The organism is Acinetobacter qingfengensis (assembly GCF_008693185.1).
Classification (GTDB): domain Bacteria; phylum Pseudomonadota; class Gammaproteobacteria; order Pseudomonadales; family Moraxellaceae; genus Acinetobacter; species Acinetobacter qingfengensis.
Genome location: NZ_VXKN01000006.1, coordinates 1 through 25,917, shown reverse-complemented (window position 1 = coordinate 25,917; position 25,917 = coordinate 1). Strand labels below are relative to the sequence as shown.

Genomic DNA, 25,917 nt, shown 5'->3' with positions numbered 1-25,917 from the left:
CTAATACAGTGAAATTCTTAAACCAACATAATGTAAGCCAATCATAAGGAGATTTAAACGCTATTTTTTAGTTTTAAGATGTAACGCTGTATTGTTTTGCATATTTTTGTAATAGAAAAGACAAAATTTAGTCAATATTTGCTGTAATCCGTCCTTCTCATATTATTCTATTAAATATTTAATACCGTTCTTTCCTGATGATTTCATTTCATACATTAAACGATCTGCATCAACGATTGCTTCTTCAATCGAAGTATAATTATCCAGCATAACCAAACCAAAACTAGCAGTAATCTGAATATGGTATGTCTGAATATAGAACGGATGGCTTGTTAATTTACGTTGAATATTCTCTAAAATCTTTTTAGCATGCATTAAATCAACATTCTGGATTATACCGACAAACTCCTCTCCCCCCATTCGAACTAAAATATCACGGTAGCGTAATTCTGACTTGATACAATGTACAAAGCTTTGTAATACCTCATCACCCACCTGATGTCCATATTGATCATTCACTTTTTTAAAATCATCAATATCACAAATAAATAATGCACAACGCCCCTTACCACCTGGTGTTAAATATTGTTTTGAATGATCCAAAAAATAACGTCTATTCGCAATTCCAGTTAAGGGATCTAATCCTCGTTCTTTTTCTAACTGCACAACCAGATCCTGAATATTACAACCCACAATAACACTTAAAATAGTAAAGCAGAATAATAAGGTATTAAATTGTGTTAACACCCAAAATAAAGACTGCGATGACTCAGCAAAATCTACACCATGTAATGCTTCATAATACAAATAACTTTGTCTGATTATTAAAAGAATAATATTAACTGTATAAATGATGCGCAAAATATGATCTAGTTGATGTTTTGGTTTTGCTCGCCAGATTTTTTTTATTGGTATAAGGTAAAGTGTAATTAATGATAGACCAATAATGATGACTCTTAATACTCGTTGCTCTTGTATGAGTGAAAAATAAAATACACCAATCTCTGCAAACAAGACAATGATAATCCAGCATATATAATTTGACTTAATAGCAAAGCGTTGTGAAATTGCCATGACCACATTAATCACTGACAATAAATAACCCAGACAAATTAGCCATGCCCAGTAATGTAATTGTGCTACCGGCACTACACTCTGCATCAGCAAAGTTATTCCCACTAAAAAAATTGAAGCTGATAGCCAACCTAGTTTATTCTTCAATGGTTTAATAACAGATAAACACAGAGAAATAAAACTTAATAAAATAAGAAAGCACGGTACGAGTAATATGTAATAATTTTTTGCTTCTAAAATCATAGAAAACAATGATAACCCCGACTAAATATACTGGCAAAATGATGATTTTGTTTCATTCAGCTTGTTTATAATTATCCTTATATTGATCGGACTATTCTTGCTATTTAAACTTATTTTAATTCGATGTTCAATAAAAAATTCACCCTGAATGAGAGTGAATTTTTATCATACTTTAATGCATATTACTAAATTACATAGAGCAACGTTATTTCTGTCATCATGTTTATACAGAATTATTCAGTTTCCATCAATTCCGGGCTCATACCTACTGTATTAAAGCCAGCATCAACATAAAGAATTTCACCTGTAATTCCTGAAGCCCAAGGTGAACATAGAAATAACGCAGCATTGCCCACTTCCTCAATAGTAACATTACGTTTCAGTGGGGCTGTTTTTTCGTTGGCATCTAACATTTTACGAAATGATTTAATACCACTTGCTGCCAATGTACGAATTGGACCAGCAGAAATTGCATTTACACGAATCCCTTCTTTACCTAGGCTAGAAGCCAAATAACGAACACCAGCTTCAAGTGATGCTTTCGCCATACCCATTACATTGTAATTTGGCAATACACGCTCAGACCCTTGATAAGTCAATGTTAATAAACAGCCTTGACGTGCCGCCAATAATGGACGTGCTGCACGGGCCATTGCAACAAAACTATATGCACTAATATCATGTGCAATTTTATAGCCTTCACGACTAGTCGCTTCTGTAAAATCACCATCTAAAGTTTCTGCCGGAGCAAAACCAATCGAATGCACCACACCATCAAGGCCATCCCAATGCTTGGCTAAATCTGCGAAAGTTTGTTCAATCTGAGCATCATCTGCAACATCACAGGCAAAGACCAAATCCGAACCAAGTTGTGCAGCAAATTCGTCAACACGTTTTTTCATTTTGTCATTTGGATAGGTAAATGCAAGTTCGGCACCTTCACGATGTAAGGCATGAGCAATACCGTAGGCAATTGATAATTTGCTGGCAATACCGGCAACCAGAAAACGTTTTCCTGCTAATAATCCTTGGCTCATATTCTAGCTTCTCAATCAATATAAAAACTGCTTCATCATGCCGTGTTCCCCAGACACTGTAAAGGTTGAAATCTTCCAAAATAACATCGCCCTGCAAATGCAGGGCGATGATTGATTAAATAAAAATAGCTTTTAAATCATTTATGTTTAGTCATCACTTAACAAACCAATTAAGCGGAGGAATGACACATACATCCAGACCAGTGTTGCCAACAAGGCAATACTACACACCCATTCAAAGTTTTTTGGTGCACCATTGGCAGCACCACTTTCAATCAAATCAAAATCCAGAATCAAATTAAGAGAAGCAACAATGGCAACAAATGCAGCAAAACCGATACCCAGCCATGTACTTTCAAATAGTCCAGGAATGGTACTTTTAAATGCCAATACCATAATCCATTGCACTACAAAAACCAGTAAAATGGCAATCGAGGCAGAAATTACCACGGATTTAAACTTTTCTGTCGCACGAACCACACCTGTACGATATAGCACGAACATCGTAACAGCCGTTGCAAATGTGGCCAATAAAGCCTGTGAAGCAATCCCTGAATATTTCATTTCAAAAAACAGAGAAACACCGCCCAAGAATACACCTTCAAAAAGTGCATAGGGTATAGCCAGTGCTGGTGCAGTATTCGGTTTAAATGTGGTGATCATCGCCAATATAAAGGAACCTACGGCACCCACAAAAAAACCTGCCATTGCGATATTAAAAGCGCCGGTTAAATTACAATAAATATAAAAGGCGACACCAACCACCGCAGCAACAATGGTCAACAAAATTGACTTCTGTACAGCGCCTTCTACCGTCATCGGCTGGCTAAAATTAGCCTGAACCGATACACGTGAAAGAATGGGGTTATTGCTTTGCATCTTCGTCTTGTCCCATAAAAAGTTTTAGATTAATTGTCTGACTTCTAATACACCATAAATTGGTGAGAAAATTCTCAACTGGCATTACATTGTAATCTGTTTAAATATAGCCGTATGTATATTTTAGTTATAAAAATACAGTAATTGATCATTAATTTGTATAAAAAAGCCAGAAAAATCTGACTTTTTATATTGTATTTAATACATTCACATTTCTAACTATTATTACTCAATACGAAAAAAATATTCCCGATAATATTTTAATTCACGAATAGAGTCACGAATATCGTCTAGTGCCAAATGAGATGCCTCTTTTTTCAGACCCGACATAATTTCTGGGCGCCAGCGCTTTGCCAATTCCTTAACAGAAGATACATCTAGATTGCGATAATGAAAATATTGCTCAAGTTCAGGCATCAAACGGTGCATAAAACGGCGATCCTGGCAAATTGAATTCCCACACATTGGAGAAATTTTTGGATTAACCCATTTTTTTAGAAAATTAATGGTTTGTAACTCTGCATCCTGCGCAGTAAGCTGACTTCTACGGACACGTTCGATTAATCCTGATTGTCCATGTTGGCGAGTATTCCATTCATCCATGGCATTTAATATCTGGTCACTCTGATGCACAGCCAGTACCGGACCCTCTGCCAATACATTCAGTTGATCATCGGTAATAATAGTGGCAACTTCAATAATCTGGTCTTTATCTGTATCAAGACCTGTCATTTCCAAATCAATCCAAATTAAACGTGTATCTGCTGTACTACTCATGAAATAGTCTTACTTATCCTGTTATTTAACGCTCTATAGTAGCAAAAAAAATAGCACTAGACTGTAAATATACATCTGCTTCATGCTATTTTTACAGTTCTTGTTTTATGGTCCGATTTGAGAGCGCATGGCATTAATCCGCAAACGCCGCTTAACTGAACAACAGCAACGACGTATTGAAAAACAGCAGCAACATCGACAACAGGAATTCGATACACTTCTAGATATAGAAGGTCTAATTGTTCAACATTATGGGCGACAGCTTGAAGTACAAGTTTGCTCATTGCCTAAACACATGCCTGAAAAACCTGTCGCTATGGAAAATGAACCAGATGCATTCTGGCGACCTATCCAATTAGGGGAAATCTGGCGTTGCCATACCCGTACCAATCTTGACGCATTGGTTACCGGAGATCGTGTGACATGGCAAGCAGACCCAAATACCGGATTAGGCGTGATCACTGCATTACATCCTCGCCAGTCTTTACTTAGCCGACCTGACCGTTATCATAAACTAAAACCTGTCGCTGCAAATGTTGATTTAATTGTGATTGTTTTTGCTGCCACGCCAGAACCTTCACCCATGCTGATTGATCGTTATCTTGTTGCTTGCCAAACTGCAAATATTTTACCATTATTGGTTTTAAATAAAGCTGATCTGATACAGGAAAATGATCATATCTCAATACTATTAAAAGAATATCAATCTCTAGGTTATGCTGCCTGTATAACACAAGCCAGTACAACAACGAACAACCCTCATCATCCCCAGCAGTTAATGGCACTGATGCAGCACAAAACTGTCGTGTTTGTTGGACAATCTGGTGTAGGCAAAAGTTCACTCATTAATACGTTAATTCCCGATGCCGCACAAAAAACCAATATTATTTCCGAAAACTCAGCACTAGGACAACACACCACAACATCTACCCGCTTAATTCAACTGAATCAGGATACTGCAATCATTGATTCTCCAGGAATTCGTGAATTTGGATTATGGCATCTCACCGCACAAAATATTTACGCTGGTTTTCCTGAATTTCAGCCATTTTATGGACTCTGTCAATTTCGTAATTGTACACATCAGCATGAAAAAAAATGTGCATTACGTGATGCCGCAACACAAGGCTTGGTATTGCAGCGCCGTCTGGATAGCATGAATCGTTTGTTAAGCGAACTGGAAGATGCATAAAAATCATCACTGCAATCAATTTTACCCTTGAAGTTGGCTTTTTCATCGCTATATATGGGTTATACTATGTTCGGTTTTAAATCTAGATATTAAGGTGAAATGTGGAACGTTGGTTAGAATTCATGGGTAATCACCCAATCTTATTTGGTGTACTTGGGGTATTGATTGTCCTGTTTTTTGTACTTGAAAGTCGCCGTAACGGACGTAAAATTTCACCGCAGGCTCTGGGTATTTTAACCAAGGCACAAAATGCACAATTAATTGATTTACGTGACGGTAAAGATTTTAAACAAGGACATATTAGTGGTAGCCGTAATATTCCTTATAGTCAATTAGACAAGCACATTGAAGAATTGAAAGCTTATGATCGCCCGCTGATTTTTATCTGCAATATGGGTCAGGTGGCTGGTTCTGCCTTACAAAAAGTTGGTCATCATGATAGCTATCGTCTGGATGGCGGCATTATCAACTGGAAAGGACAAAATCTTCCACTGGTCAAATCACAAAAATAACGAGAGTATCTTATGACTACAAATGTTACAGTCTATTCGACCACAGTATGCCCTTACTGTATTCGGGCGAAGCAACTTCTTGAACGCAAAGGCATTGCTTATAAAGAAGTTAATCTCTCCCAAGAAGCACCTGAGGTACGTATTGAATTAATGCAACGTACCAACCATCGTACTGTTCCACAAATTTTTATCAATGATCAATTCATTGGTGGTTTTGATCAACTTTATGCTTTAGAGCGTGAAGGTAAGCTAGACCAACTACTTAATAACTAACTTTTCTAATCCAAAACACTAAGGAACACACAATGAGCGAAGAACAACAAGCCGCACAACCACAACTTGCGCTTGAACGTATTTATTTAAAAGATGTTTCTTTTGAAGTTCCAGGGGCACAAGTCTTCACTAAAGAATGGCAACCTGAGCTTAATATTAATTTGTCATCTGCTGCCGAACAACTTGATCCGACACATTACGAAGTATCTCTAAAAGTTGTTGTCACTGCAAACAACGCAACTGAAACTGCGTTTATTGTTGATGTCACTCAAGCAGGAATCTTTCTATTAGATGGTGTCGAACAAGAACGTTTACCTTATGTTTTAGGTGCATATTGTCCGAATATTTTATTTCCATTCCTGCGTGAAGCAGTCAATGACTTGGTAAGCAAAGGCAGCTTCCCACAATTATTATTAAGTCCAATCAACTTTGATGCTGAATTTGAATCCAATATGCAACGTTTGACAGAACAAGCGGATGCGGCTGGTCAGGCCTAGATTATTTTAATACACGCACAACCACAGTTTTTACTGTGGTTTCTTTTTATCTGAATTATACTTTTTAATACTCATGTTTAATTTGCCTGTTTATGTCAATGATTAGTCGCAGCTTATTATTTATTCTTGGCACAATCCTGTTTTTGAATGGCTTTGTTCTGATCCTAATGGGTAAAATCCATTTGGGTACGATTTTACCCTTGTTAATTGGTATAATTTTTTTATGCCATGGTTTTACTTGGTCGTGGCTACAAACTTATTTACGTTCACATCCAGCTTTAAGAAATTTTTGGTGCGGAATCTGGATATTATTTTTTCTCTGGTGCATCACTTTTTTTGGCTTTGTCATGCTGGTTGCACAAAAAATTAGTGATCATCATCGTTTTATCCAGCCTCCAAAAGCAATTATTGTTCTAGGTTCCGGTGTTCAAGGTGACCAACCTAGTCCAACCCTTGCCAAACGACTTGATACCGCAGCAACCATCGCGCAGCAATACTCAGATATTCCGATAATCGTCAGCGGCGGGCTGGGTTTTTCTGAACATTATAGTGAAGCTGAAGTCATGGCGAACTATCTACATCATCAATATCAAATTCCATTACAGCGTATAGTACAAGAAAATCAAAGTACCAGCACTGACCTTAACTTCAGAAATAGTCAGATGATTCTAAGTAGATATCAGCTTGATTTATCTTCACCAATTGCTGTAGTTACCAGTGATTTTCATACCGTTAGAGCCGCAGCAATTGCCAAGCAACAGGGTTATCAACATGTTGAGATGATTAGCGCGCCTACACCCAAGGCAACAAGCTTTAATGTCTGGTTAAGAGAATATTTTGCCTATATTAGTGGTTGGATACTTAACGAATATTAAATCATGTGCCAGATTTCTGGCACATTGTATTACGATCCAGCTAATGCTTTGGCAATCGAGTCAACCAGCTGCATGGCAATGTCTTTTTTAGCTGCTTTTTCCAATATACGCTGTGGTAAATGGTATTGTTCGGCAAAAAATACCGTCATGGCATTTTCATCAGAAGCAAAACCGATATCACTTCTTGACACGTCATTACAAGCGATCATATCCAGTTTTTTGGCTTTTAATTTTGCTTTCGCATATTCTTCAATATTTTGTGTTTCTGCAGCGAAACCAACCATAAATGGCCGCTGTTGTTGCTGTGCAATCGTTGCAACAATATCAGGATTTTTGATTAAGCTTACTGTTAGCTCATCTCCTGCTTTTTTGATTTTATGTTCTGCTACGTGTGCTACACGGTAATCTGCAACAGCGGCGGTAGCAATAAAAACATCACAGGCTTCAACCAGTTGCAGACTCGCTTCTAACATTTCCTGAGCCGTTTGTATCTGGATACGCTGCACACCATTGGGTGTATTCAAACTTACGGGGCCGGAAATCAAAGTTACTTTTGCTCCAGCAGCATAACAAGCTTCTGCAATTGCAAATCCCATTTTCCCTGTACTATGGTTAGAAATATAGCGCACAGGGTCGATCAGTTCACGTGTAGGCCCAGCCGTAATCACAACATTTTTTCCAGCCAGTAATCCAAACTTTTCAGAAATATCGCGCTCAGCCTGAGCAAAGAAATCATTTACTGCAGCTGCAATCTGTTCAGGTTCTGCCAGACGTCCCAAACCGACATCACCACATGCCTGTTCACCAGCTTCCGGCATAACAATATGAACACCATCTTCAACCAGTGTTGTTAAATTCCGTTGTGTCGATTTGGCAGCCCACATTTGTTGATTCATCGCTGGTGCAACCCATACAGGTGCTTTACTGGCCAGATAAATAGTACTCAGTAAATCATCAGCTAGACCATTGGCACATTTGGCAATACTGTCACAGCTTGCCGGTGCAATCAGTAATAAATCTGCCCAGCGAGCCAGTTCAATATGACCCATACCAGATTCTGCTTCAGCATCCAGCAATTCAGTATGCACCGGATATCCGGATAAAGCCTGAAAAGTCAACGGAGTAATAAAGGCTTGTGCGCCATGGCTCATCACCACACGGACATCAAAACCATAATCCTTTAAACGACGAACTAAAATCGCACTTTTATAGGCAGCGATTCCACCTGTAACACCCAGCACAATACGGCGAGTTTGTAGGGCTTTGGCTTCTAGCTTCATTACAATCCCTGGTTCTTGCAATGGCGCTCACAATAACATTAAATACCTTCAAGCCCAAGTAATTACTAAACAAGCCACATTACTTTTTTTATCAATGCCAAATTTATTCACAAGATATAAATAATTGTGTTATAGGTTAATTTTTTCTAAGCTTTTAATTATTTCAGCGAAATTTACAATACGAATATGAGCAACCCAATTAAACACTGGCCAACACAGGAACGTCCTCGGGAACGTTTATTATCGCAAGGTGCTGATGCGCTTTCAGATGCAGAATTATTGGCAATTTTTTTACGCACAGGCTATCAACAACACAGTGCTGTGAGTTTAGCCAGACAATTATTAACTCATTTTGGTGGACTTAGACAAATCTTGGATGCCAGTATTGACGAACTCACCGAATTTAAAGGTATCGGTTCCAGTAAGTATGCATTGTTATTGGCAAGTAAAGCCTTGGCTCAGCGTTATTTACAGCAACAACTTGAACTCAGCGCCAATTTACAGAATTCGACACTGATTATTGATTTTCTAAAATCAAAATTACGCAGTGAACGACAAGAACTTTTTGCAGTTTTATTGCTGGATCAACATTGTCAATTACTTGAATTTGAAATTTTATTTCGAGGTACATTTCAACAATGTTCGGTATCTACTCAGGACATTGTCCGCTTTGCTTTACAAAAAAAGGCCTTTCATTTGATTGCTGTTCATAATCATCCTCAAGGTCATGCTTTGCCTTCACCAGAAGATTTGACTTTTACTGATAAACTCAGCTCGGCGTGCCAATTACTGGATTTACACTTGGCGGATCATTTTATTATCAGTCACAATGATTATTTCTCCTTTGCTGAACAGGGAATTCTAGCCAAGGCAAAAGCATGATAATATCTATTCACTTACTCCTGATCGATTGACATATTCGAGAACCCATGATCGTTCGTCATACTACCAATACATTTAAAATGTTATTTTCATGGCGGGGAACTTTATTACCCAAAATTCTACCGCCACTGGGGTTTGTGATGCTGCTCTCTACAATTATTGGTGGCCTGGAATATAACAATATCTATCATTTCCCTGAATTACCACTGATGGCCTTTACTCTTATTGGTCTTGTCTTATCCATTTTTTTAGGCTTCAAAAATGGTGCTTGTTATGATCGCTGGTGGGAAGCCAGAAAACTTTGGGGCATATTAATCGCAACCTCACGACATCTCGATCGTGATTGCCGTATCCTGACACAGGCAAGGCGTGAGCGTGCAATTGAACAAGTGATTGTATTTGCGAATGTATTACGGGATCGCTTACGTCAACAGACTAATCAACCTGCTGCATTAAATGAAGTGATTGGCATGAGTGAAGCACAATTACGACAGCTCTATCAGCATGTCAATGTACCACAATATACTTTAAGTCTGATTCAATGGGAATTTATGCAGGCATTAAAGGAAGGTGAAATTTCTGATATCTGTTATGCACAGCTTAATCAACACGTACATGAATTAAGTTTAATGCATACAGGTTGTGACCGTATTGCAACCACACCGATTCCTTTTGCCTATTCTGTGCTGCTTAACCGTACTGTTTATGGATTTTGTATCTTATTACCATTTAGCTTAGGTGCATTATTAGGCTTAGCAACACCTCTTGTGGTCGGATTACTGGCTTATACTTTTTTGGGTCTTGATGCATTAAGTACAGAAATAGAAGAACCTTTTGGCACACAAAGCAATGATTTACCACTAGACTCCATGGTGCGTAATATAGAAATTGACTTACTAAGTAGTCTTGGCCGCCCCACACCACCGCCTATCCAAGCAGAAGATCACAATTTGCTATAGAATTTTTTGATCACTACATTATGATGGCTGGTTTCATCTTGATGTAATCTCCCATGAAATTCTGGCAATCATTAAAAAATCTAAAACTTAGCCTGAATAGCTATCTTGCTGTTGCTTCTTGTTGGTTAGGGCTAGCACTAAATTATCGATTATTTGAACACTTATCCGAACTGTCTGCCTTTCAGGGCATTTGGCTATATTTATTTAATCTGGGCATGGGTTTTTTGCTTATCGGTTACATGTATCTCTGTTTAACCCTTCTGTTATGGCATTGGAATGCAAAGTGGTTATTGGGAATTATCTTAATCATTGCCAGTTTAAGTAGCTATTTCTGTAATAGTTTGGGGATCGGTATCGATGCCTTACAATTGCAAAATGCTTTACAAACCAATCATAGTGAAGCCTTTGATTTATTAAGCCCTGATTTTGCACTCTGGCTCATTTTATTGGTGATACTTCCAGTCGCACTCTTTAGTCTAATTCAAATTAAAAAAACATCATTTAAAAATCTTATCGTGAGTAAAATGCTTTCTATTTTGCTCATATTATCTTGTAGTGCCGTCATCATTTTTAGTTATTACCTAGAACTATCATCAATTTTTCGTGGGCATCGAGAGTTACGTAATTTTATCAGTCCTCAGAATACCATTCATGCGATCTGGTCTTACCATAAAAAATTGAGTCATCAAAGCAAAGGACCTATTGCCAATTATGGTACTGATGCATCTCACAATACCAACTATACTGCTAAGCATCCTCCTAAACTCATGGTGTTGGTTGTCGGTGAAACTGCTCGTGCAGAAAGTTTTTCATTAAATGGTTATTCAAAAAACACCAATCCTGAGTTAAGCCAATTACCGATTATTAACTTTCAGCACGTTACATCCTGTGGAACCGAAACGGCAGTATCTGTGCCCTGTATGTTTTCAGGTATGCCAAGACTTAATTATGATGAAAGAACAGCTTATACCAGAGAGAATTTACTGGATGTATTAAAACGTGCCGGATACCACGTCACTTGGATTGACAATGATTCTGGCTGTAAGGATGTTTGTGATCGTGTTCATAATTATGTCATTCCAACAGCACTCCAACAAAAATACTGTCAGGATGGTGAATGCCTTGACCAAATTTTAGTGGAATCATTACAGCTTTATTTGAAACAAATTCCAATAGATGATCAACAACCACAAATTATTGTTTTACATCAAATCGGCAGTCATGGACCAGCATATTACAAACGTACACCTGCAAATTTTCAGCACTTTCAACCAATATGTAACACCAATAATATTCAGGATTGTTCACGGGAATCCTTAATCAATGTCTATGACAATACCATTATTTATACAGATCATGTATTAGCGAGTATTATTCACGTTCTGGAAAATGATCCTCATCATTACCAAAGTATGTTGTGGTATTTATCTGATCATGGCGAATCTACTGGAGAACATGGTTTATATCTACATGGCGCACCTTATTTTATGGCACCAAACCAGCAAACACATATCCCAATGATAATGTGGTTATCACAGCGCTGGAAAACCAATAATCCAGATCATGAAAATTGCCTAAATCGACAAACTCAGCAGGCTTTAAGTCAGGATAACTTATTTCCAACGCTATTAAGCTTACTGGATGTCGATAGTCATATTAAAAATCCTACATTGGATATGTTACAACAATGTCAGCAGCATCCATAAAAAAACCACCGATATCATCAAATATCTGTGGTTCTAGCTTTAACTCAAGTCCGTGATTATTTCACGGCATCGCCCCAGGCAGGAATAACAGCTTGCATCAATGGCTTAAGCAATTTTAGCGAACAAGCAAAGACCTGACCATTATGGAATGATTCTTGCCCACCACGAGCATCAACGACGGTTCCGCCTGCTTCACGTACCAATAACTCACCAGCAGCCAGATCCCAAGGTTTTAAATTCACTTCAAAATAACCATCAAAACGACCGGCAGCGACATAAGCTAAATCCAGTGCAGCAGAACCACCACGGCGGATATTGGCACCAGCTTTAGTGACAGCAAGCAATGAGGCAAAGTGTTGTTCAGCATAAGACACCACTTCTTCACCACGTAATGCTTTAAACGGATGACCTACTGCCAAAAAACTATTATCAAGCGTATCACGAATATTAACCCGAATACGGCGCTGATTTAACATGGCACCACGACCACGACTAGCAGAAAATAACTCATCACGCACAGGATCATAAATGACCCCGTGTTGTGTTACGCCTTTATGTTGAACTGCAATTGAAATACAAAAATGTGGGAAACCATTAATAAAATTTTGAGTACCATCTAAAGGATCAATCACCCAGCACCAATCTGCATCGTGACCTTTACCTTCTTGAAAACCAAACTCTTCACCAAGATAACTATGATTTTTGTAACTACGTTTTAGGGTATCAATGGTGAGCTGTTCAATATAGCGATCCACCCGAGTAACTGGTCCATCAATGCCTTTTTCTTCAATTTGTAAATCGAGCATGTGACGATTTTTATGTGCTTTTAAAAGCTCCTGACCAACAATTTGTGCTGCACGAGCAGCCATGACCACCATAGGTTCCATGGATCACCTAACCCTAATAACGAAATTTGATAAAGAATAATGCGTATAGCTTGTCTATTCTAACAAATTTCAGCATCTATGGTCATTAAATTTTTAAGTTATTATGCATGAGCAATAAATGGCTGAGGTTTTTTTAAAGCCTGCCAATACTGTAAAATTTGCTGCAAAATTCCTCGTTCATCCAGTCCAACACTGGCAAGCATTTGCTGATGTGTTGCCTGATGGAGAAATGAATCTGGTAAACCAATATTACAGACAGGAATTTGTTTTTGATGCTGAGCAAGCCATTCATTTACTGCGCTTCCTGCACCAGCCATCACCGCATGCTCTTCAACTGTCACCAATAACTGACTATCAGCAATACAATGTGCAATCATTTGCCCATCAAGTGGTTTGACATAACGCATATTCACCACACGCACATTCATTTCAAATTGCTGATACAGCTGTTTTGCAACGTCCAGTGCAGGATATACCCGACTACCGAAAGCCAAAATACTGATTCGCTCTACATCATGACCATATTCAGCCACAACTTCAGCTTGACCTATCGGCAATTCTGTCAACTGTTGCTGAATTTCTACCCCAACACCGGTTCCTCGAGGATAGCGTACTGCTGCCGGTCCGTGGTACAAATATGCAGTATGTAACATTTGCCGACATTCATTTTCGTCTTTTGGCGCCATAATTACTAGATTTGGCACTGTACGCATATAAGCATAATCGTAGGCACCGGCATGTGTTGGACCATCTTCACCGACCAAACCGGCACGGTCAATTCCAAAAGTCACATCCAGATTCTGTAATGCTACATCATGAATTAACTGATCGTAACCACGCTGTAAGAATGTTGAATAAATTGCAACGACTGGTTTTAGACCTTCGCAGGCCATACCTGCAGCCAAAGTAACTGCATGCTGCTCTGCAATTGCTACATCAAAAAAACGATCTTTAAATTCCTGAGCAAATTTAACCATTCCAGAGCCTTCGCACATGGCTGGTGTAATTGCCAATAAACGTGAATCCTGTTTGGCTTCATCACACAACCAGTCACCAAAAACATCGGAATATTTTTTAAGTTTTTTTATTGGTGTTTTTACTGGAGATAAATTAACTTTAGCAATTGCATGGTAAGTAATCGGATCAGCTTCTGCTGGTGCGAAGCCCTTACCTTTTTTAGTATATACATGAATCAAACGTGGTCCTTTACGCTTTTTCACAGCCTGTAGTACTTGAATGAGATGTTCGATATTATGCCCATCAAAAGGTCCATAATATTCAAAACCAATCGCCTTAAACAGGTTGTCTGCAGCATCTGTTGCTGCTTCATGCAATCTTGAAGTATAACTCCACTCAGGATGTGGCAATACTTCTGCCTCGCCTTGTATATTCAAGGTCACAAAATGACCACTTTGCCAAATTGCTGCCAGATGTTTGGCAAAACCACCTGTACTTTGCGATATAGACATATCATTGTCATTCAATACAACCATCATATCGGCATGATGGGCAACAGCATCATTCATCGCTTCAAATGCCATTCCGGCAGTCATGGCACCATCACCTACTACTGCAACAATTTCTCTTGATTGTTGTTGGTAGCGTGATGCTAGCGACATTCCTAACCCAGCAGAAATCGCCGTAGATGAATGCCCAACACCAAAAGTATCATATTCAGATTCTTCTCTTGCAGGAAATGCAGCTAAGCCGTCTTTGGCACGAATTCGGGTTAAAGCCTCTCGTCTACCTGTCAAAGCTTTATGTGCATAAGCCTGATGACCAACATCCCATAATAAGCGATCATAAGGTGTATTTAGACAATAATGCAGGGCAATAGTTAATTCGACAACACCCAGATTTGCACCAAAATGACCACCACTTTGCCCTGCTGCATACAGTAAAAATAAACGTAATTCATCCGCCAGCGTTTTTAACTGCCTTACAGATAGCAGACGCAATTGTGCGGGATAATCTACGCTATCTAATAGAGGAGTATTCGGACGTTGTGTAGGAATCTCTGTATACAACATGTGGACGAAGCCTTCGATATACCTTGCAATTTCAGCTAGGAAAGTTGATGTCATGTCATGACGGCATCATTGTGTAACCACCATAACGAAAACTGCAATTTAAATTGCAAAGTAGCAAAAAAGAATAGTGAATTATCCTGAATCTTCACTGTATTTATCAACCTTTATTATGGGCTTTATACAAAAAAGATCATGAGATTGCACAAAATATGCTAAGCAATTCTAGTAACTTTAACACATTACGCTATACTTAATCGTTGTTTTTAATGCATTGATGAGTATTTTACCGTGTCAATTGAATTTGTGGCTAGCTCAAATCTTCCTACCGCTCATGGCGATTTTAAGATCAGCGTATTTCAGGATCCCGTGACAGGAGAAGAACACGTTGCGCTTTCAAAAGGACTGGAATTACCCAATCCAAATCCTGCTTTGGTTCGTATTCACTCAGAATGCCTTACTGGTGATGCATTTGCCTCATTAAAATGCGATTGTGGTCCGCAATTGCATGCAACAATGGAACTTATTCAGAAAGAAGGCCGAGGTGCGATTTTGTACTTACGTCAGGAAGGCCGAGGTATTGGTCTCACTAATAAAATTCGTGCCTATGCTTTACAGGATCAAGGACATGACACCGTAGATGCCAATCTGTTACTTAATCTTCCTGCTGATGCACGCCGTTACGATATGTGTAATATCATGCTACAACATCTTGGAATCGAAAAAGTTAAATTAATTACAAACAATCCACTTAAAATCGAAGCATTAAAATCTCTTGGCATTAATGTTAGTGAAAGAGTGCCTTTGGTCGTTGGTGTAAACCCCCTAAACGAGCAATATTTAAAGACTAAAAAAGAACGTATGGATCACATGTACTGATATCAGATATATTATATTGGTGCTATACAATATAAATAGATTGAATAACAAACTTTAAAAGCACTTTTTGCAATATAGAAGAGTGTCGGTAATCTCAATCAATTTTTAAAAAAGTATAGAAAAAACCCTTACTTTTTTTATGCATTTATGCTTTGATGTATTGTAATTAATCATAACAAAGGTGATTCAATATGCAACACCCTACTTCTGCTGACATTCAACGTGTGCGTGAATTTTTATTAGATCTACAGGCACGGATTTGTGCAGGACTAGAACAACAGGAACAAGCTGGTGGTGGGAATGCAAAATTTATTATAGATGATTGGCAACGTCATGAAGGTGGCGGTGGACGTTCCCGTATTCTACAAGAAGGTGTTGTAATTGAAAAAGGTGGTGTGATGTTCTCCCACATTGACATTGCACAATTGCCACCATCAGCAACCGAACGTCATCCAGAACTTGCTGGAACACAGGCGCAAGCATTAGGGGTTTCATTAGTCATTCATCCCAAAAATCCGAATGTTCCCACATCACATGCTAACGTACGTTTATTCGTAGCACAAAAAGAAGGACAAAAACCAATCTGGTGGTTTGGTGGAGGTTTTGACCTAACACCTTTCTATGCCAATGATGAAGATTGTACTGCTTGGCATCAAAAAGCACATGATCTGTGCGAACCGTTTGGTGATGATGTGTATGATCGTCATAAAAAATGGTGTGATGATTATTTCTATCTAAAACATCGTGATGAACAACGTGGTATTGGTGGTCTGTTTTTTGATGATTTAAATGAATGGGACTTTGAAACTTGCTTTAAATATATACAGGCTGTGGGCAATGGCTATCTGGAAGCAATTTTACCAATCTTCCAAAAAAATCAGGATAAACCTTATACCGATGAACAACGTGAATTTCAGCTTTATCGTCGTGGGCGTTATGTAGAATTTAACCTTATCTATGATCGGGGTACAATTTTTGGTTTACAATCCGGTGGACGCACAGAATCAATTCTTGTAAGTTTGCCGAATCTAGTATCATGGGCGTATCGCAAAGAGTGGGATGAACATTCTGCTGAAAAACGTTTGACCGATTATTATCTAAAACCAAGAAACTGGTTGAGTTTGAATATCCAGTAATTTATTGCTATCGCCAAAATTTTGGATAAGGTTTTGGCGTTTTTCTTAGAGAGAATAATCACTTCTAATAATGTCTAAATTACATTTTTACCATTACATGATAATTGGATTAAATTATTATAAAAACTAAAATGACCATGTAAAAACTGTCTGATCGTGAATAATAACAATACGTTCTAGTTGATCAAAGGTTTTTTCTACAACAGATTTGGTTGGTATATTACATATATTACCAACATACGCCATTGTATCTTTAAAATCATATCGTGTGATTCTAATTTCAATTTCGGTCATAAATACATCCACTCCTTCTTTTCCTACTTTATTTAGATTCTTCAAATATACATTCTCAGAGATATTTAAGATAATCAGAAAAGCGATATATTTACCCTCTCTTGCAAGTGCTGTAATTTCTGCATTTCTGGCAAATTGAATAAAATTATCAATTGCTTGTTGTGGTGTAAACAAAAATCCTAGAGCCATACCCACTTCCCTCTACACAATACACGCTGTTTTGCTTTTTTCAATTTCACTACATAATCAAACATTAATTTTTATTTAAAAATTAAACCCCTACATTTTTCAAATATAACAAAACACAAACTTAATTAAAAAATCCTAAAATGGGATTATTCTAAAATAGGATAAAAATGTCAAGTCACTTTCAACAGTCTTGACGTCGACATGAAGACGATTTATCAACAACGTTATCAAATCTTGATAGATTGCTTAATTGCAGCAAGAAAGCAAGCCAGAATGACACAGACTCAAATTGCACATCAATTAGGTAAACCTCAATCGTATATTGCAAAAATTGAAGGTAAAGATAGAAAACTTGACATCATAGAATATATTGAAATTTGTGAGGCATTAAATATCCAACCGTCTGAAGTACTAAAAATCATTGAAAAATAATATGTAATTATAGAAAAACTTGCTTATCTTTCATAAATCCGCATAATTTTTATCATCTGGATGTCTTACGAAATTTCTTGTTTTCTGTAATGATATGATGCATAACAAGTAAATGAAAGAATCACTTCTTCTTTCGTAAGTTGCTAAATTAATATCAAACTTTAAATGATACAGCGTATTATGATCAAAAAATTTGCCGTAGTGGGTAATCCAATTGCACACTCTCGCTCTCCGGAACTACATTTAGCCTTCGCTCAAAAAACAGCGATTAATCTTAATTATGAAAAAATTCTTGCACCGTTAGATGGTTTTGCGAAAACAGTAACAGAATTCTTTAAACATGGTGGTTGTGGCTTAAATATTACTGTTCCATTTAAAGAACAAGCGTTTGCTCTATGTGATGTTCTTACCGAACGCGCCCAAATTGCCAAGGCTGTAAATACGCTGTGGATGCAGGATGGGCAACTTTACGGGGATAATACCGATGGTCAAGGTTTGGTTATTGCTCTGCAAGCACAGGGATGGCAACTATCTAAAAGTAAAATCCTAATTCTGGGTGCGGGTGGCGCCACACGTGGCGTAATCTATCCTTTGGCTCAAGCTGGTGTTGCACATATTACGATTGCTAATCGCACTTTGGTCCGTGCACAACAACTAATTACGGATGTCAAGCCATTTACACCAGCACTCTCTCTATCCGCCATTGCATTAGATCAATTACAAGGTGAATTTAATATAGTCATTAATGCTACATCTGCGAGTTTATCTGGTGAACCTTTAAAACTTCCTGAAACTTTACAATTTCAAGCCGCTTATGAAATGGCCTATGGCAAAGCATCAAGTTTCATTGAACAAGTAAAAGAACAAAATTTACCCGTTGCAGATGGTTGGTCAATGTTAGTCGGCCAAGCAGCCGAATCTTTTAAACGATGGAATGGGTGTTCCCCTGATATTCAGGATCTTTTATTTCAAACACCTACAGTATAAAAAAGCCTAAATACCCTAATCAATTAAGAGTTAAACAAACTTTTAAAACATTTCATCTGATTTCATTCATTGCGAAATCAGATGAATATTTAATGCTTATTTCTTTAAAAATAATTGATACACTTGCTTATAGGCCTTAGCATTCAAATCATCTAATTGCCCGCTATTAAGAGTTTTTAATCTTTGTGTATCAATTGTTTGTGTTTTTAAATCTTGTGCAGCGATTTCACCAATTGTATTTGCAAAGATTTTAGACTGTTTCTGGTAATTTTCATTATCCGAAACCCCATAGTCTTGCTGATCTAATTTTTCATACAAATTCGCAAAAATTTGAGCATTGGTTTTACCCTGTTTGCGTAATTTTAGAAAATCATTATGTAGTTGGCGTTCTTGATATGCCTTATGAACAATATCCTCAATACTGTACGCAAGGTAAGTAGGAATATAGTAATTCGTCACAGCATCTGTACCCAGTTGTTGTGAATATTTTTGTTGTTGGGCAGTCAACGGCCATTTTTTATCTTTGGCCACGCTAAATGCTTCCACATCAACAGCAAGTTGTAAATCCTTCATATCTTGAGTATTTTCAGGCTGTTCATCTCCTTCCAGCAACATACCATACAGTAATACAGTACGATATGTTTCAAATGCACTTTGATTTTTACTCACTAGATTTTGGGCTAAGCGTTCATAGCGTTGCTGGTTACCCCATGTCTTACTATTATCGTCCTTGGAAGATGTATCTTTCGATAATTTTTCACCAAGTTTTAAAATACTTTGATCATTTGCTGCTTGATCAAATGGGACAGCTTCTTTTAAAGCTTTTTGATCAATTTTGGCAGAACCATAACTATGAATGTTCATATCAAATTGACCAGAGAAGTTTTTGATCCCTAGCTGTTCCAAACCTTTAAAATCATAGTTCATTTGAGAACGAATTAAACGCCCTTTTGCATCCAATACGATGTCATTGGTAAATTCATTCCCTAATAAGAGTTGTAATTCCTCTGAACCTGATTTTGCCGCCTGAATTAAAGCGTTATAAGCTTGTGGATTATCCAATACAATTTTTTGTAATTGCTTGGCAGTAATTAATTGATCAGATTTATACTGATCAAATGCTTTTAATGCTGCGAAATACTGGAGATAAATATCATCAGTGGCATCTGGCTTGGCTTCCACACCAGAATCGTGATCTACTGCTTCGTCTATATTTTCTTCATCTAAATCCAGTGAAGAAATAGCTGTAGTTAGTCGTAGATAGGCTTGATCTGCATCATTCTGCTCATGTAATACAGCATCAGTAAGTTTATCCGTATTGACAGCCCCGGTAATTGGCTGACCGGTTTTCATTAACTGGGTTAGGTTAAAATCAAGAGGAGTTTTTCCATCTCCCAAAACCAAAGTTTTTTTCAAATAATTCTGATTCAAATAGAAAAACAAACTGTATTGTGCCATCAATTCCTGATAGGTAGAGTGATAACGGATCTTTTGTACACCGCCAGCCTGTTTATCTTGTGCAGATAATGCAATATGTTGGTAATCATTTTCTTGCGCCAAAGCAGCATTAGTCAACAAATACTCACGTAAAAATTGTAGTAAGGGTTTAGTATCCACATTTGCTTTTGCTAAAAAATCTGCATAATCAAAAACGATATATCGACCATCATATTTTGGATCGGTTGTAATAGGTGACAATGCTGAAATATCTGCATAAGCCTTAGAATTATTCAGATCCAGTGCCAAAGGAAAAACCATCCAGCCTTGTGCATTTTTTGCCTGATAACCAAATTTAGGATTTAAACTGAGTTGGCCATGCTTAAGGTCAACTACCCCATCAAAACTCATATAATAACGCTGCATAAATACCTGTATGACTTTATTCAGACGTTCTGATTTTGTATCGGAAGATGTTTCAGTACCTTTTTCCAGACCTTCACGCATCCACTGACGCTCAATTTCTGTCAAATTATTTTGCTGTGGAAATGCCTGAGCAAATAATTGCAATCGCTGCTGACGATCCACATTTTGTTCAGTTGAAACATTATTTTTTGTATCGGGTTGTAGTTCTGCATTAAAACGTATTTTTCCGTCGAATGCATAACTTTGTTTAGATACCAGTTGTTCATAGCCGTGATAAACCTGTTGGTTTAATGCAACTTTTTGTTGATTAATCGATTGACTTGCACAGCCCACCATACCCAAGCTCAATAATGCAAATGTTAATATTTTAAGTTTCATTGACGCACCATATTTTAGAATTAAATTATCCTGTTGCCATTATTCTTTAAAAGAAAAAGCAGCATAAAACATAAATAAATTAACATAATAATTCTATTGTAATTGTGTTGCTATTCGCCTTTCTGACAATAGTTTTATGCGCTATTATCAATGTTATTCACATCAAAATATGAATAATGAAAAAGTATAAATGAATAATGATTAGATAGGACGCTACCATGCCAGTATATAAAGCCCCATTACGTGACATCCGTTTTCTAATGAATGAAGTGTTTGATTTCTCATCACACTACAAGACATTATCCAATAGCGATCTGGTTGATGCCGACACAATTGACATGATTTTAGAAGGCGCCGCAGATTTTTGTGAAAATACCTTGTCACCACTTTATCAATCTGGCGACAGTGAAGGCTGTCATTGGAATAATGGCGATGTGACCACGCCTAAAGGTTATAAAGAAGCTTATGATCAATTCGTTCAGGGAGGCTGGCAAGGCTTATCCTATCCTGAACAATACGGTGGACAAGGTTTACCGTTATCATTAAACATCATCAAATCCGAGATGATGGGAACGGCAAATTGGTCATTCACCATGTACCCCGGTTTAAGTATGGGATGTATGAATACCATCCTGGAATTTGGTACAGAACAACAAAAAAACACCTATATGCCTCATCTTGTTGCCGGCACATGGAGTGGCACTATGTGCCTGACAGAACCACAATGTGGTACAGATTTAGGACAAGTCAAAACCAAAGCAGAACCTCAATCAAATGGTCACTATAAAATATCAGGTACAAAAATCTTTATTTCTGCCGGTGAACATGATCTGACCGAAAATATTGTTCACATCGTATTGGCACGACTACCCGATGCACCAAAAGGAACAAAAGGAATTTCCCTATTTATTGTACCTAAATTTTTACCAACAGAAGATGGCCAAATTGGCGAACGTAATGCGGTAAATTGTGGTTCTATCGAACATAAAATGGGAATCAAAGCATCTGCAACAGCCGTACTGAACTTTGAAGAAGCAACAGGATTCCTGATTGGAGAACCCAATAAAGGCTTACATGCCATGTTCACTTTCATGAATACAGCCCGCTTAGGAACAGCCGTTCAAGGCGTTGCCCATGCTGAACTTTCTTTTCAAGGTGCATTACCTTATGCACGGGAACGCTTATCCATGCGAGCATTATCCGGAAAAAAAGATCCAGATAAAGTCGCCGATGCCATTATCCATCATGCCGATGTACGCCGTATGCTATTAACCCAAAAAGCTATTGCTGAAGGCGGACGTGCCATGATTTATTACACGGCACAAATTGCTGATAAAATGTCTGATGCCCTGGCACAGGGTGATCAAGCCAAATATCAAGAGTTAGATGCAACCCTTGGATTTTATACTCCGATTTTGAAAGGCTTTCTTACCGAAATGGGCTTTGAATCGGCAAATCAAGGAGTACAAGTTTTTGGCGGACACGGTTATATTAAGGAATGGGGAATGGAGCAAATCGTGCGAGATGCACGAATTGCCACACTGTATGAAGGAACCACCGGTGTTCAAGCTTTAGATTTACTTGGACGCAAAGTATTAATCGGTACTCGTGGTAAAATTATTGCTACATATACAAGTGAAATTCTTAAATTTTGTGGACAACATGCCCGAAACAAATATTTACGTCGTTTCGTCTGGGATCTGACAAAAATCTGTACGCAATGGGGATTATTAACAACACGTATCTGGCTAACAGCCCGAAAAGACCGTGACATTGTTTCCAGTGCCAGTGTAGATTATCTCATGTTTTCAGGCTATGCCATGATGGCTTACTTCTGGGCACAACAAGCAGCGGTTGCTTCAGATAAAATCGAAAAAGGTGATGGTAAGGAAAGTATCGACTTTTATAAAGCAAAACTCAAAGTTGCTAATTTTTACTTTGATCGATTGCTACCCCGCTCACAAGGACATGCTGAAGCCATGATGAATCCTTCACGTGGTCTAACTTCTCTAAAATCTGAACATTTTAGTTTTGATTATTAAACATACCCAAATTGTTATCTTCATTTCATTAGATTCCCCGGCTTACAGGGGAGTTTAGTGAAACTACTTAGTTCCCAATAATCATTAAAAAAGATGCCTTGTAGTTAATTATAATAATGTATAAAAATACAAAACATTTTGATTTTATTTCTATTCAAGAAATTTCATTAGAAATCTAAATTTTGGGTTAATCACAGCACTGTGATGCCTGATTTTTTACCATTTTGGAATTGGTTTGTTATATATTTCAATGATCGACTCGATTTATTTAATTCATATTTTTATCAAATCATTGGTGTTCTTTGGCAGTTCTCATATTACACAACATGAAAGATCTCTTGCTATTCGCAATATTTATTAGTGCCAGTTTTATGGGATCTGTGATATATGCGCAATAAATTACAAAAAATTCAACCCACTCCAAGTCCTAAATTTTCTGCATTACTTTTCACTTTTTATGCAATTACACAATTATTGAGACCATGGCTTACTTAATCATTTACTCAATTCTGTGAAACACTTTTAATTAGTTTTTCAATTGGGCTAATCGCATTATTAATGTGGGGTTTTATCTAGAGGTGGAAAATCTCAAAAATTTGAGTCTGATTTTATTACTTTGGAGCATCCATACTTATTATGTATATGCGAATTTATAGTGATCCATTACAATACACTATCTTGATTATTTAAGAGTATTGTCATTGGATCAAAGAACTTCAGGGCTACAAAGAGGTTTGAAAAACCGACACATTCAGCTCATTGCCATGGGTGGCGCAATTGGAACAGGATTATTTCTAGGATCTGCTGATATTATTAAATCAGCTGGACCTTCAATTATTCTAGGCTATGCGATTGGAGGTTTAATCGTTTTCTTAATCATGCGTCAATTAGGTGAAATGATCGTTGAAGAACCTGTTGCAGGCTCTTTTAGTCATTTTGCCTATAAATATTGGGGGAAATTTCCCGGATTTTTGACTGGTTGGAATTATTGGATTTTGTATGTGCTGGTTGCAATGTCTGAACTTACAGCCATTGGCAAATATATTAATTACTGGTGGCCTGATATTCCGGTCTGGGTATCAGCATTAATTTTTTTCCTATTTGTCACCCTTATTAATCTGACTAATGTAAAAATTTACGGTGAATCTGAATTTTGGCTCGCCATTATTAAAGTTTCTGCGGTCATTGCCATGATTATTTTTGGCTTATTTCTAGTTTTTAACCCAGCACAAGACTCCAATGCATCTTTTAGTAATTTATGGGCACATGGTGGCTTCTTTCCAAATGGATTTGAGGGTCTTTTTTACATGCTGGCATTCCTGATGTTCGCATTTGGAGGAATTGAACTAATCGGTATGGCTGCAGCCGAAGCGGATAACCCACAAAAAACCATCCCAAGAGCAATCAATCAGGTCATATTCCGTGTACTCGTCTTTTATGTAGGAGCATTAACAGTTCTACTCTCTTTAGTCCCATGGAATCAACTAAATCTTGGTAGTGGTAGTTTAGATAAAAGTCCATTTGTAATGATTTTTAGTCAGCTGGGAATTAACTGGGCGGCACATCTCCTTAACTTCATTATTTTAACCGCAGCACTTTCTGTATATAACAGCGGCATGTTTGCCAATAGTCGTATGCTTTATAGCCTCGCAAAACAAGGGAATGCTCCCAAATTATTCGCAAAAACCAGTACCAAAGGTGTACCCGTACCCGCTGTATTACTCTCTGCCATATTAATTTTTGGTTGCGTATTATTAAATTATTTTGTTCCAGAAAAAGCACTTGGACATCTTATGTATATTGTTGTGGGCGCATTAGTTTTAAACTGGGCAATGATTTCTCTTACCCATTTAAAATATAAGAAGTTTATAAATGCCAATAATATCAAGACTCATTATCCAGCTTTATTTTCGCCTCTAAGCAATTATTTTGTACTGGCATTTATCGCTTTGATTTTATATATCATGTGGACACAGGGATTCAAAGAATCTGTCATCATGATTCCTATATGGATTATCTTAATGTTTATCTTATTTAAAATATTAAATCCAAAAGCTGATTAAACATTCAACATTCTTTTCATTTATAAGAAGTTATTTCTTTGGAATGACTTTTTTTTCTTATCGTTTTACGTTACATTTAACAGCACTTTGCGCTTATAGCTTAACTGGATAGAGCAGTTGCCTCCTAAGCAACCGACGTGGGTTCGAGTCCCGCTGAGCGCACAACCTAATTTATAAGAATAAAAAATGATATATTTTTCCAAATTTTGAAAAATACAAAAACAAAAAGTTAACTATTAGATAATCCCAAATATTTTAATAAAAACTCACCTATAAAGACATATATACTCAATTTATTTTAAAACTATAAATAAGAAATCAATAGATACAATGAATGGTTTCACATGGAAGAACTAAAATATCGATCATGTTATCTGGAATCATATGCAAGGCTGAGGGAGTATTTAAAATATGGATTTTATTTGGATAAAAGAAGAACCCCCGGCAGGATGACTACCGGGGGTTAGAATAATGAGCTGGCGATGACTTACTCTCACATGGGTAACCCCACACTACCATCAGCGCGAAGAGGTTTCACTTCTGAGTTCGGTAAG

General features: G+C 37.5%; 23 protein-coding genes, 1 tRNA gene and 1 rRNA gene. 15 read left to right on the top strand and 10 right to left on the bottom strand.

Translation table 11 applies throughout. From position 1 onward, the window contains the following. Window positions 1-162: 162 nt before the first annotated feature. The 4 genes from F4V57_RS09045 to orn all read right to left on the bottom strand — a co-directional run bounded on the left by F4V57_RS09045 (window position 163) and on the right by orn (window position 4,010). Complete coding sequence (locus F4V57_RS09045) at window positions 163-1,161, bottom strand: GGDEF domain-containing protein (RefSeq protein ID WP_171257507.1); 999 nt, start codon at window positions 1,159-1,161, stop codon at window positions 163-165. Between the two features lie 389 nt (window positions 1,162-1,550). Beyond that, on the bottom strand, window positions 1,551-2,354 hold the full coding sequence (locus F4V57_RS09040) for an enoyl-ACP reductase FabI (RefSeq protein ID WP_070068564.1): 804 nt from the start codon (window positions 2,352-2,354) through the stop codon (window positions 1,551-1,553). Window positions 2,355-2,501: 147 nt separating this feature from the next. After that, entirely contained in the window at window positions 2,502-3,233 is a 732-nt protein-coding gene (locus F4V57_RS09035; RefSeq protein ID WP_070068565.1) for a Bax inhibitor-1/YccA family protein, read from the bottom strand. Window positions 3,234-3,458: 225 nt separating this feature from the next. After that, window positions 3,459-4,010, bottom strand: coding sequence for an oligoribonuclease (gene orn, locus F4V57_RS09030; protein ID WP_070068566.1), 552 nt, complete (start codon window positions 4,008-4,010; stop codon window positions 3,459-3,461). A gap of 127 nt (window positions 4,011-4,137) precedes the next feature. Here orn and rsgA point away from each other — a divergent pair, with 127 nt between their 5' ends. From rsgA to F4V57_RS09005, 5 genes are all read left to right on the top strand, one after another. Beyond that, a complete protein-coding gene (rsgA, locus tag F4V57_RS09025; RefSeq protein WP_070068567.1) occupies window positions 4,138-5,202 on the top strand; it encodes a ribosome small subunit-dependent GTPase A in 1,065 nt (354 codons plus the stop codon). Between the two features lie 101 nt (window positions 5,203-5,303). Continuing rightward, window positions 5,304-5,714: a rhodanese-like domain-containing protein gene (locus F4V57_RS09020; RefSeq protein ID WP_070068568.1), complete on the top strand. Its 411-nt coding sequence runs from the start codon at window positions 5,304-5,306 to the stop codon at window positions 5,712-5,714. A 12-nt stretch (window positions 5,715-5,726) separates the two neighbouring features. Beyond that, complete coding sequence (grxC, locus tag F4V57_RS09015) at window positions 5,727-5,987, top strand: glutaredoxin 3 (RefSeq protein WP_070068569.1); 261 nt, start codon at window positions 5,727-5,729, stop codon at window positions 5,985-5,987. A 32-nt stretch (window positions 5,988-6,019) separates the two neighbouring features. Next, a complete protein-coding gene (gene secB, locus F4V57_RS09010; RefSeq protein WP_070068570.1) occupies window positions 6,020-6,484 on the top strand; it encodes a protein-export chaperone SecB in 465 nt (154 codons plus the stop codon). Window positions 6,485-6,576: 92 nt separating this feature from the next. After that, window positions 6,577-7,359, top strand: coding sequence for a YdcF family protein (locus tag F4V57_RS09005; RefSeq protein WP_070068571.1), 783 nt, complete (start codon window positions 6,577-6,579; stop codon window positions 7,357-7,359). 29 nt (window positions 7,360-7,388) lie between these two features. Here the strand turns inward: F4V57_RS09005 and coaBC are convergent, their stop codons facing one another. Next, a complete protein-coding gene (coaBC, locus tag F4V57_RS09000; protein ID WP_070068572.1) occupies window positions 7,389-8,639 on the bottom strand; it encodes a bifunctional phosphopantothenoylcysteine decarboxylase/phosphopantothenate--cysteine ligase CoaBC in 1,251 nt (416 codons plus the stop codon). A 186-nt stretch (window positions 8,640-8,825) separates the two neighbouring features. On the opposite strand from coaBC, the gene radC reads away from it, so the two are divergent. From radC to F4V57_RS08985, 3 genes are read left to right on the top strand one after another with little or no spacing between them, the layout of a single operon-like run. Beyond that, window positions 8,826-9,521 carry a RadC family protein gene (gene radC, locus F4V57_RS08995; RefSeq protein WP_070068573.1) on the top strand — a complete coding sequence of 232 codons (696 nt, stop codon included), beginning with the start codon at window positions 8,826-8,828 and terminating at the stop codon, window positions 9,519-9,521. Between the two features lie 47 nt (window positions 9,522-9,568). Further along, on the top strand, window positions 9,569-10,480 hold the full coding sequence (locus tag F4V57_RS08990; protein WP_070068574.1) for a bestrophin family protein: 912 nt from the start codon (window positions 9,569-9,571) through the stop codon (window positions 10,478-10,480). Window positions 10,481-10,533: 53 nt separating this feature from the next. Then, the gene (locus F4V57_RS08985; RefSeq protein ID WP_070068575.1) at window positions 10,534-12,186 is read left to right on the top strand and encodes a phosphoethanolamine transferase; all 1,653 of its coding nucleotides are present in this window, start codon (window positions 10,534-10,536) and stop codon (window positions 12,184-12,186) included. Window positions 12,187-12,242: 56 nt separating this feature from the next. Here the strand turns inward: F4V57_RS08985 and F4V57_RS08980 are convergent, their stop codons facing one another. Both F4V57_RS08980 and dxs read right to left on the bottom strand, forming a co-directional pair. Then, entirely contained in the window at window positions 12,243-13,073 is an 831-nt protein-coding gene (locus tag F4V57_RS08980) for an inositol monophosphatase family protein (protein ID WP_070068576.1), read from the bottom strand. Between the two features lie 101 nt (window positions 13,074-13,174). Beyond that, the gene (gene dxs / locus F4V57_RS08975; RefSeq protein ID WP_070068577.1) at window positions 13,175-15,103 is read right to left on the bottom strand and encodes a 1-deoxy-D-xylulose-5-phosphate synthase; all 1,929 of its coding nucleotides are present in this window, start codon (window positions 15,101-15,103) and stop codon (window positions 13,175-13,177) included. A 288-nt stretch (window positions 15,104-15,391) separates the two neighbouring features. On the opposite strand from dxs, the gene ribA reads away from it, so the two are divergent. Both ribA and hemF read left to right on the top strand, forming a co-directional pair. Then, the gene (gene ribA / locus F4V57_RS08970; RefSeq protein ID WP_070068578.1) at window positions 15,392-15,979 is read left to right on the top strand and encodes a GTP cyclohydrolase II; all 588 of its coding nucleotides are present in this window, start codon (window positions 15,392-15,394) and stop codon (window positions 15,977-15,979) included. A 191-nt stretch (window positions 15,980-16,170) separates the two neighbouring features. Continuing rightward, window positions 16,171-17,115 carry an oxygen-dependent coproporphyrinogen oxidase gene (gene hemF, locus F4V57_RS08965; RefSeq protein WP_070068579.1) on the top strand — a complete coding sequence of 315 codons (945 nt, stop codon included), beginning with the start codon at window positions 16,171-16,173 and terminating at the stop codon, window positions 17,113-17,115. A gap of 126 nt (window positions 17,116-17,241) precedes the next feature. On the opposite strand, the gene F4V57_RS08960 is transcribed toward hemF, so the two are convergent. Beyond that, window positions 17,242-17,598 carry a hypothetical protein gene (locus F4V57_RS08960; RefSeq protein WP_070068580.1) on the bottom strand — a complete coding sequence of 119 codons (357 nt, stop codon included), beginning with the start codon at window positions 17,596-17,598 and terminating at the stop codon, window positions 17,242-17,244. Window positions 17,599-17,799: 201 nt separating this feature from the next. Between F4V57_RS08960 and F4V57_RS08955 the strand changes: the two genes are divergently transcribed. Together F4V57_RS08955 and aroE are read left to right on the top strand one after the other, a co-directional pair. Next, window positions 17,800-18,030: a helix-turn-helix domain-containing protein gene (locus F4V57_RS08955; protein WP_070068581.1), complete on the top strand. Its 231-nt coding sequence runs from the start codon at window positions 17,800-17,802 to the stop codon at window positions 18,028-18,030. A gap of 180 nt (window positions 18,031-18,210) precedes the next feature. Next, on the top strand, window positions 18,211-19,017 hold the full coding sequence (aroE, locus tag F4V57_RS08950) for a shikimate dehydrogenase (RefSeq protein WP_070068582.1): 807 nt from the start codon (window positions 18,211-18,213) through the stop codon (window positions 19,015-19,017). Between the two features lie 96 nt (window positions 19,018-19,113). Here aroE and F4V57_RS08945 read toward each other — a convergent pair whose 3' ends face one another. Beyond that, complete coding sequence (locus tag F4V57_RS08945) at window positions 19,114-21,258, bottom strand: hypothetical protein (protein ID WP_070068583.1); 2,145 nt, start codon at window positions 21,256-21,258, stop codon at window positions 19,114-19,116. Between the two features lie 218 nt (window positions 21,259-21,476). Here F4V57_RS08945 and F4V57_RS08940 point away from each other — a divergent pair, with 218 nt between their 5' ends. From F4V57_RS08940 to F4V57_RS08930, 3 genes are all read left to right on the top strand, one after another. After that, window positions 21,477-23,300, top strand: coding sequence for an acyl-CoA dehydrogenase C-terminal domain-containing protein (locus F4V57_RS08940; RefSeq protein WP_070068584.1), 1,824 nt, complete (start codon window positions 21,477-21,479; stop codon window positions 23,298-23,300). Between the two features lie 701 nt (window positions 23,301-24,001). Continuing rightward, window positions 24,002-25,363: an amino acid permease gene (locus tag F4V57_RS08935; protein ID WP_070068585.1), complete on the top strand. Its 1,362-nt coding sequence runs from the start codon at window positions 24,002-24,004 to the stop codon at window positions 25,361-25,363. An 89-nt stretch (window positions 25,364-25,452) separates the two neighbouring features. Further along, window positions 25,453-25,525: transfer RNA gene (locus F4V57_RS08930), tRNA-Arg, on the top strand. Between the two features lie 312 nt (window positions 25,526-25,837). Here the strand turns inward: F4V57_RS08930 and rrf are convergent. Beyond that, window positions 25,838-25,917: ribosomal RNA gene (rrf, locus tag F4V57_RS15130) — 5S ribosomal RNA — on the bottom strand; the annotation flags it as partial.

Excerpts from the sequence above, each read along its gene's own strand:
- grxC (WP_070068569.1), top strand. The coding sequence starts at position 5,727 with ATGACTACAAATGTTACAGTCTATTCGACCACAGTATGCCCTTACTGT.
- F4V57_RS08990 (WP_070068574.1), top strand. The coding sequence starts at position 9,569 with ATGATCGTTCGTCATACTACCAATACATTTAAAATGTTATTTTCATGG.
- dxs (WP_070068577.1), bottom strand. The coding sequence starts at position 15,103 with ATGTTGTATACAGAGATTCCTACACAACGTCCGAATACTCCTCTATTA.
- radC (WP_070068573.1), top strand. The coding sequence starts at position 8,826 with ATGAGCAACCCAATTAAACACTGGCCAACACAGGAACGTCCTCGGGAA.
- F4V57_RS09040 (WP_070068564.1), bottom strand. The coding sequence starts at position 2,354 with ATGAGCCAAGGATTATTAGCAGGAAAACGTTTTCTGGTTGCCGGTATT.
- coaBC (WP_070068572.1), bottom strand. The coding sequence starts at position 8,639 with ATGAAGCTAGAAGCCAAAGCCCTACAAACTCGCCGTATTGTGCTGGGT.
- F4V57_RS09045 (WP_171257507.1), bottom strand. The coding sequence starts at position 1,161 with ATGCAGAGTGTAGTGCCGGTAGCACAATTACATTACTGGGCATGGCTA.
- F4V57_RS08940 (WP_070068584.1), top strand. The coding sequence starts at position 21,477 with ATGCCAGTATATAAAGCCCCATTACGTGACATCCGTTTTCTAATGAAT.
- F4V57_RS09035 (WP_070068565.1), bottom strand. The coding sequence starts at position 3,233 with ATGCAAAGCAATAACCCCATTCTTTCACGTGTATCGGTTCAGGCTAAT.
- F4V57_RS08945 (WP_070068583.1), bottom strand. The coding sequence starts at position 21,258 with ATGAAACTTAAAATATTAACATTTGCATTATTGAGCTTGGGTATGGTG.
- F4V57_RS08955 (WP_070068581.1), top strand. The coding sequence starts at position 17,800 with ATGAAGACGATTTATCAACAACGTTATCAAATCTTGATAGATTGCTTA.
- F4V57_RS08980 (WP_070068576.1), bottom strand. The coding sequence starts at position 13,073 with ATGGAACCTATGGTGGTCATGGCTGCTCGTGCAGCACAAATTGTTGGT.
- secB (WP_070068570.1), top strand. The coding sequence starts at position 6,020 with ATGAGCGAAGAACAACAAGCCGCACAACCACAACTTGCGCTTGAACGT.
- F4V57_RS09005 (WP_070068571.1), top strand. The coding sequence starts at position 6,577 with ATGTCAATGATTAGTCGCAGCTTATTATTTATTCTTGGCACAATCCTG.
- hemF (WP_070068579.1), top strand. The coding sequence starts at position 16,171 with ATGCAACACCCTACTTCTGCTGACATTCAACGTGTGCGTGAATTTTTA.
- aroE (WP_070068582.1), top strand. The coding sequence starts at position 18,211 with ATGATCAAAAAATTTGCCGTAGTGGGTAATCCAATTGCACACTCTCGC.
- F4V57_RS08985 (WP_070068575.1), top strand. The coding sequence starts at position 10,534 with ATGAAATTCTGGCAATCATTAAAAAATCTAAAACTTAGCCTGAATAGC.
- F4V57_RS08960 (WP_070068580.1), bottom strand. The coding sequence starts at position 17,598 with ATGGCTCTAGGATTTTTGTTTACACCACAACAAGCAATTGATAATTTT.
- orn (WP_070068566.1), bottom strand. The coding sequence starts at position 4,010 with ATGAGTAGTACAGCAGATACACGTTTAATTTGGATTGATTTGGAAATG.
- rsgA (WP_070068567.1), top strand. The coding sequence starts at position 4,138 with ATGGCATTAATCCGCAAACGCCGCTTAACTGAACAACAGCAACGACGT.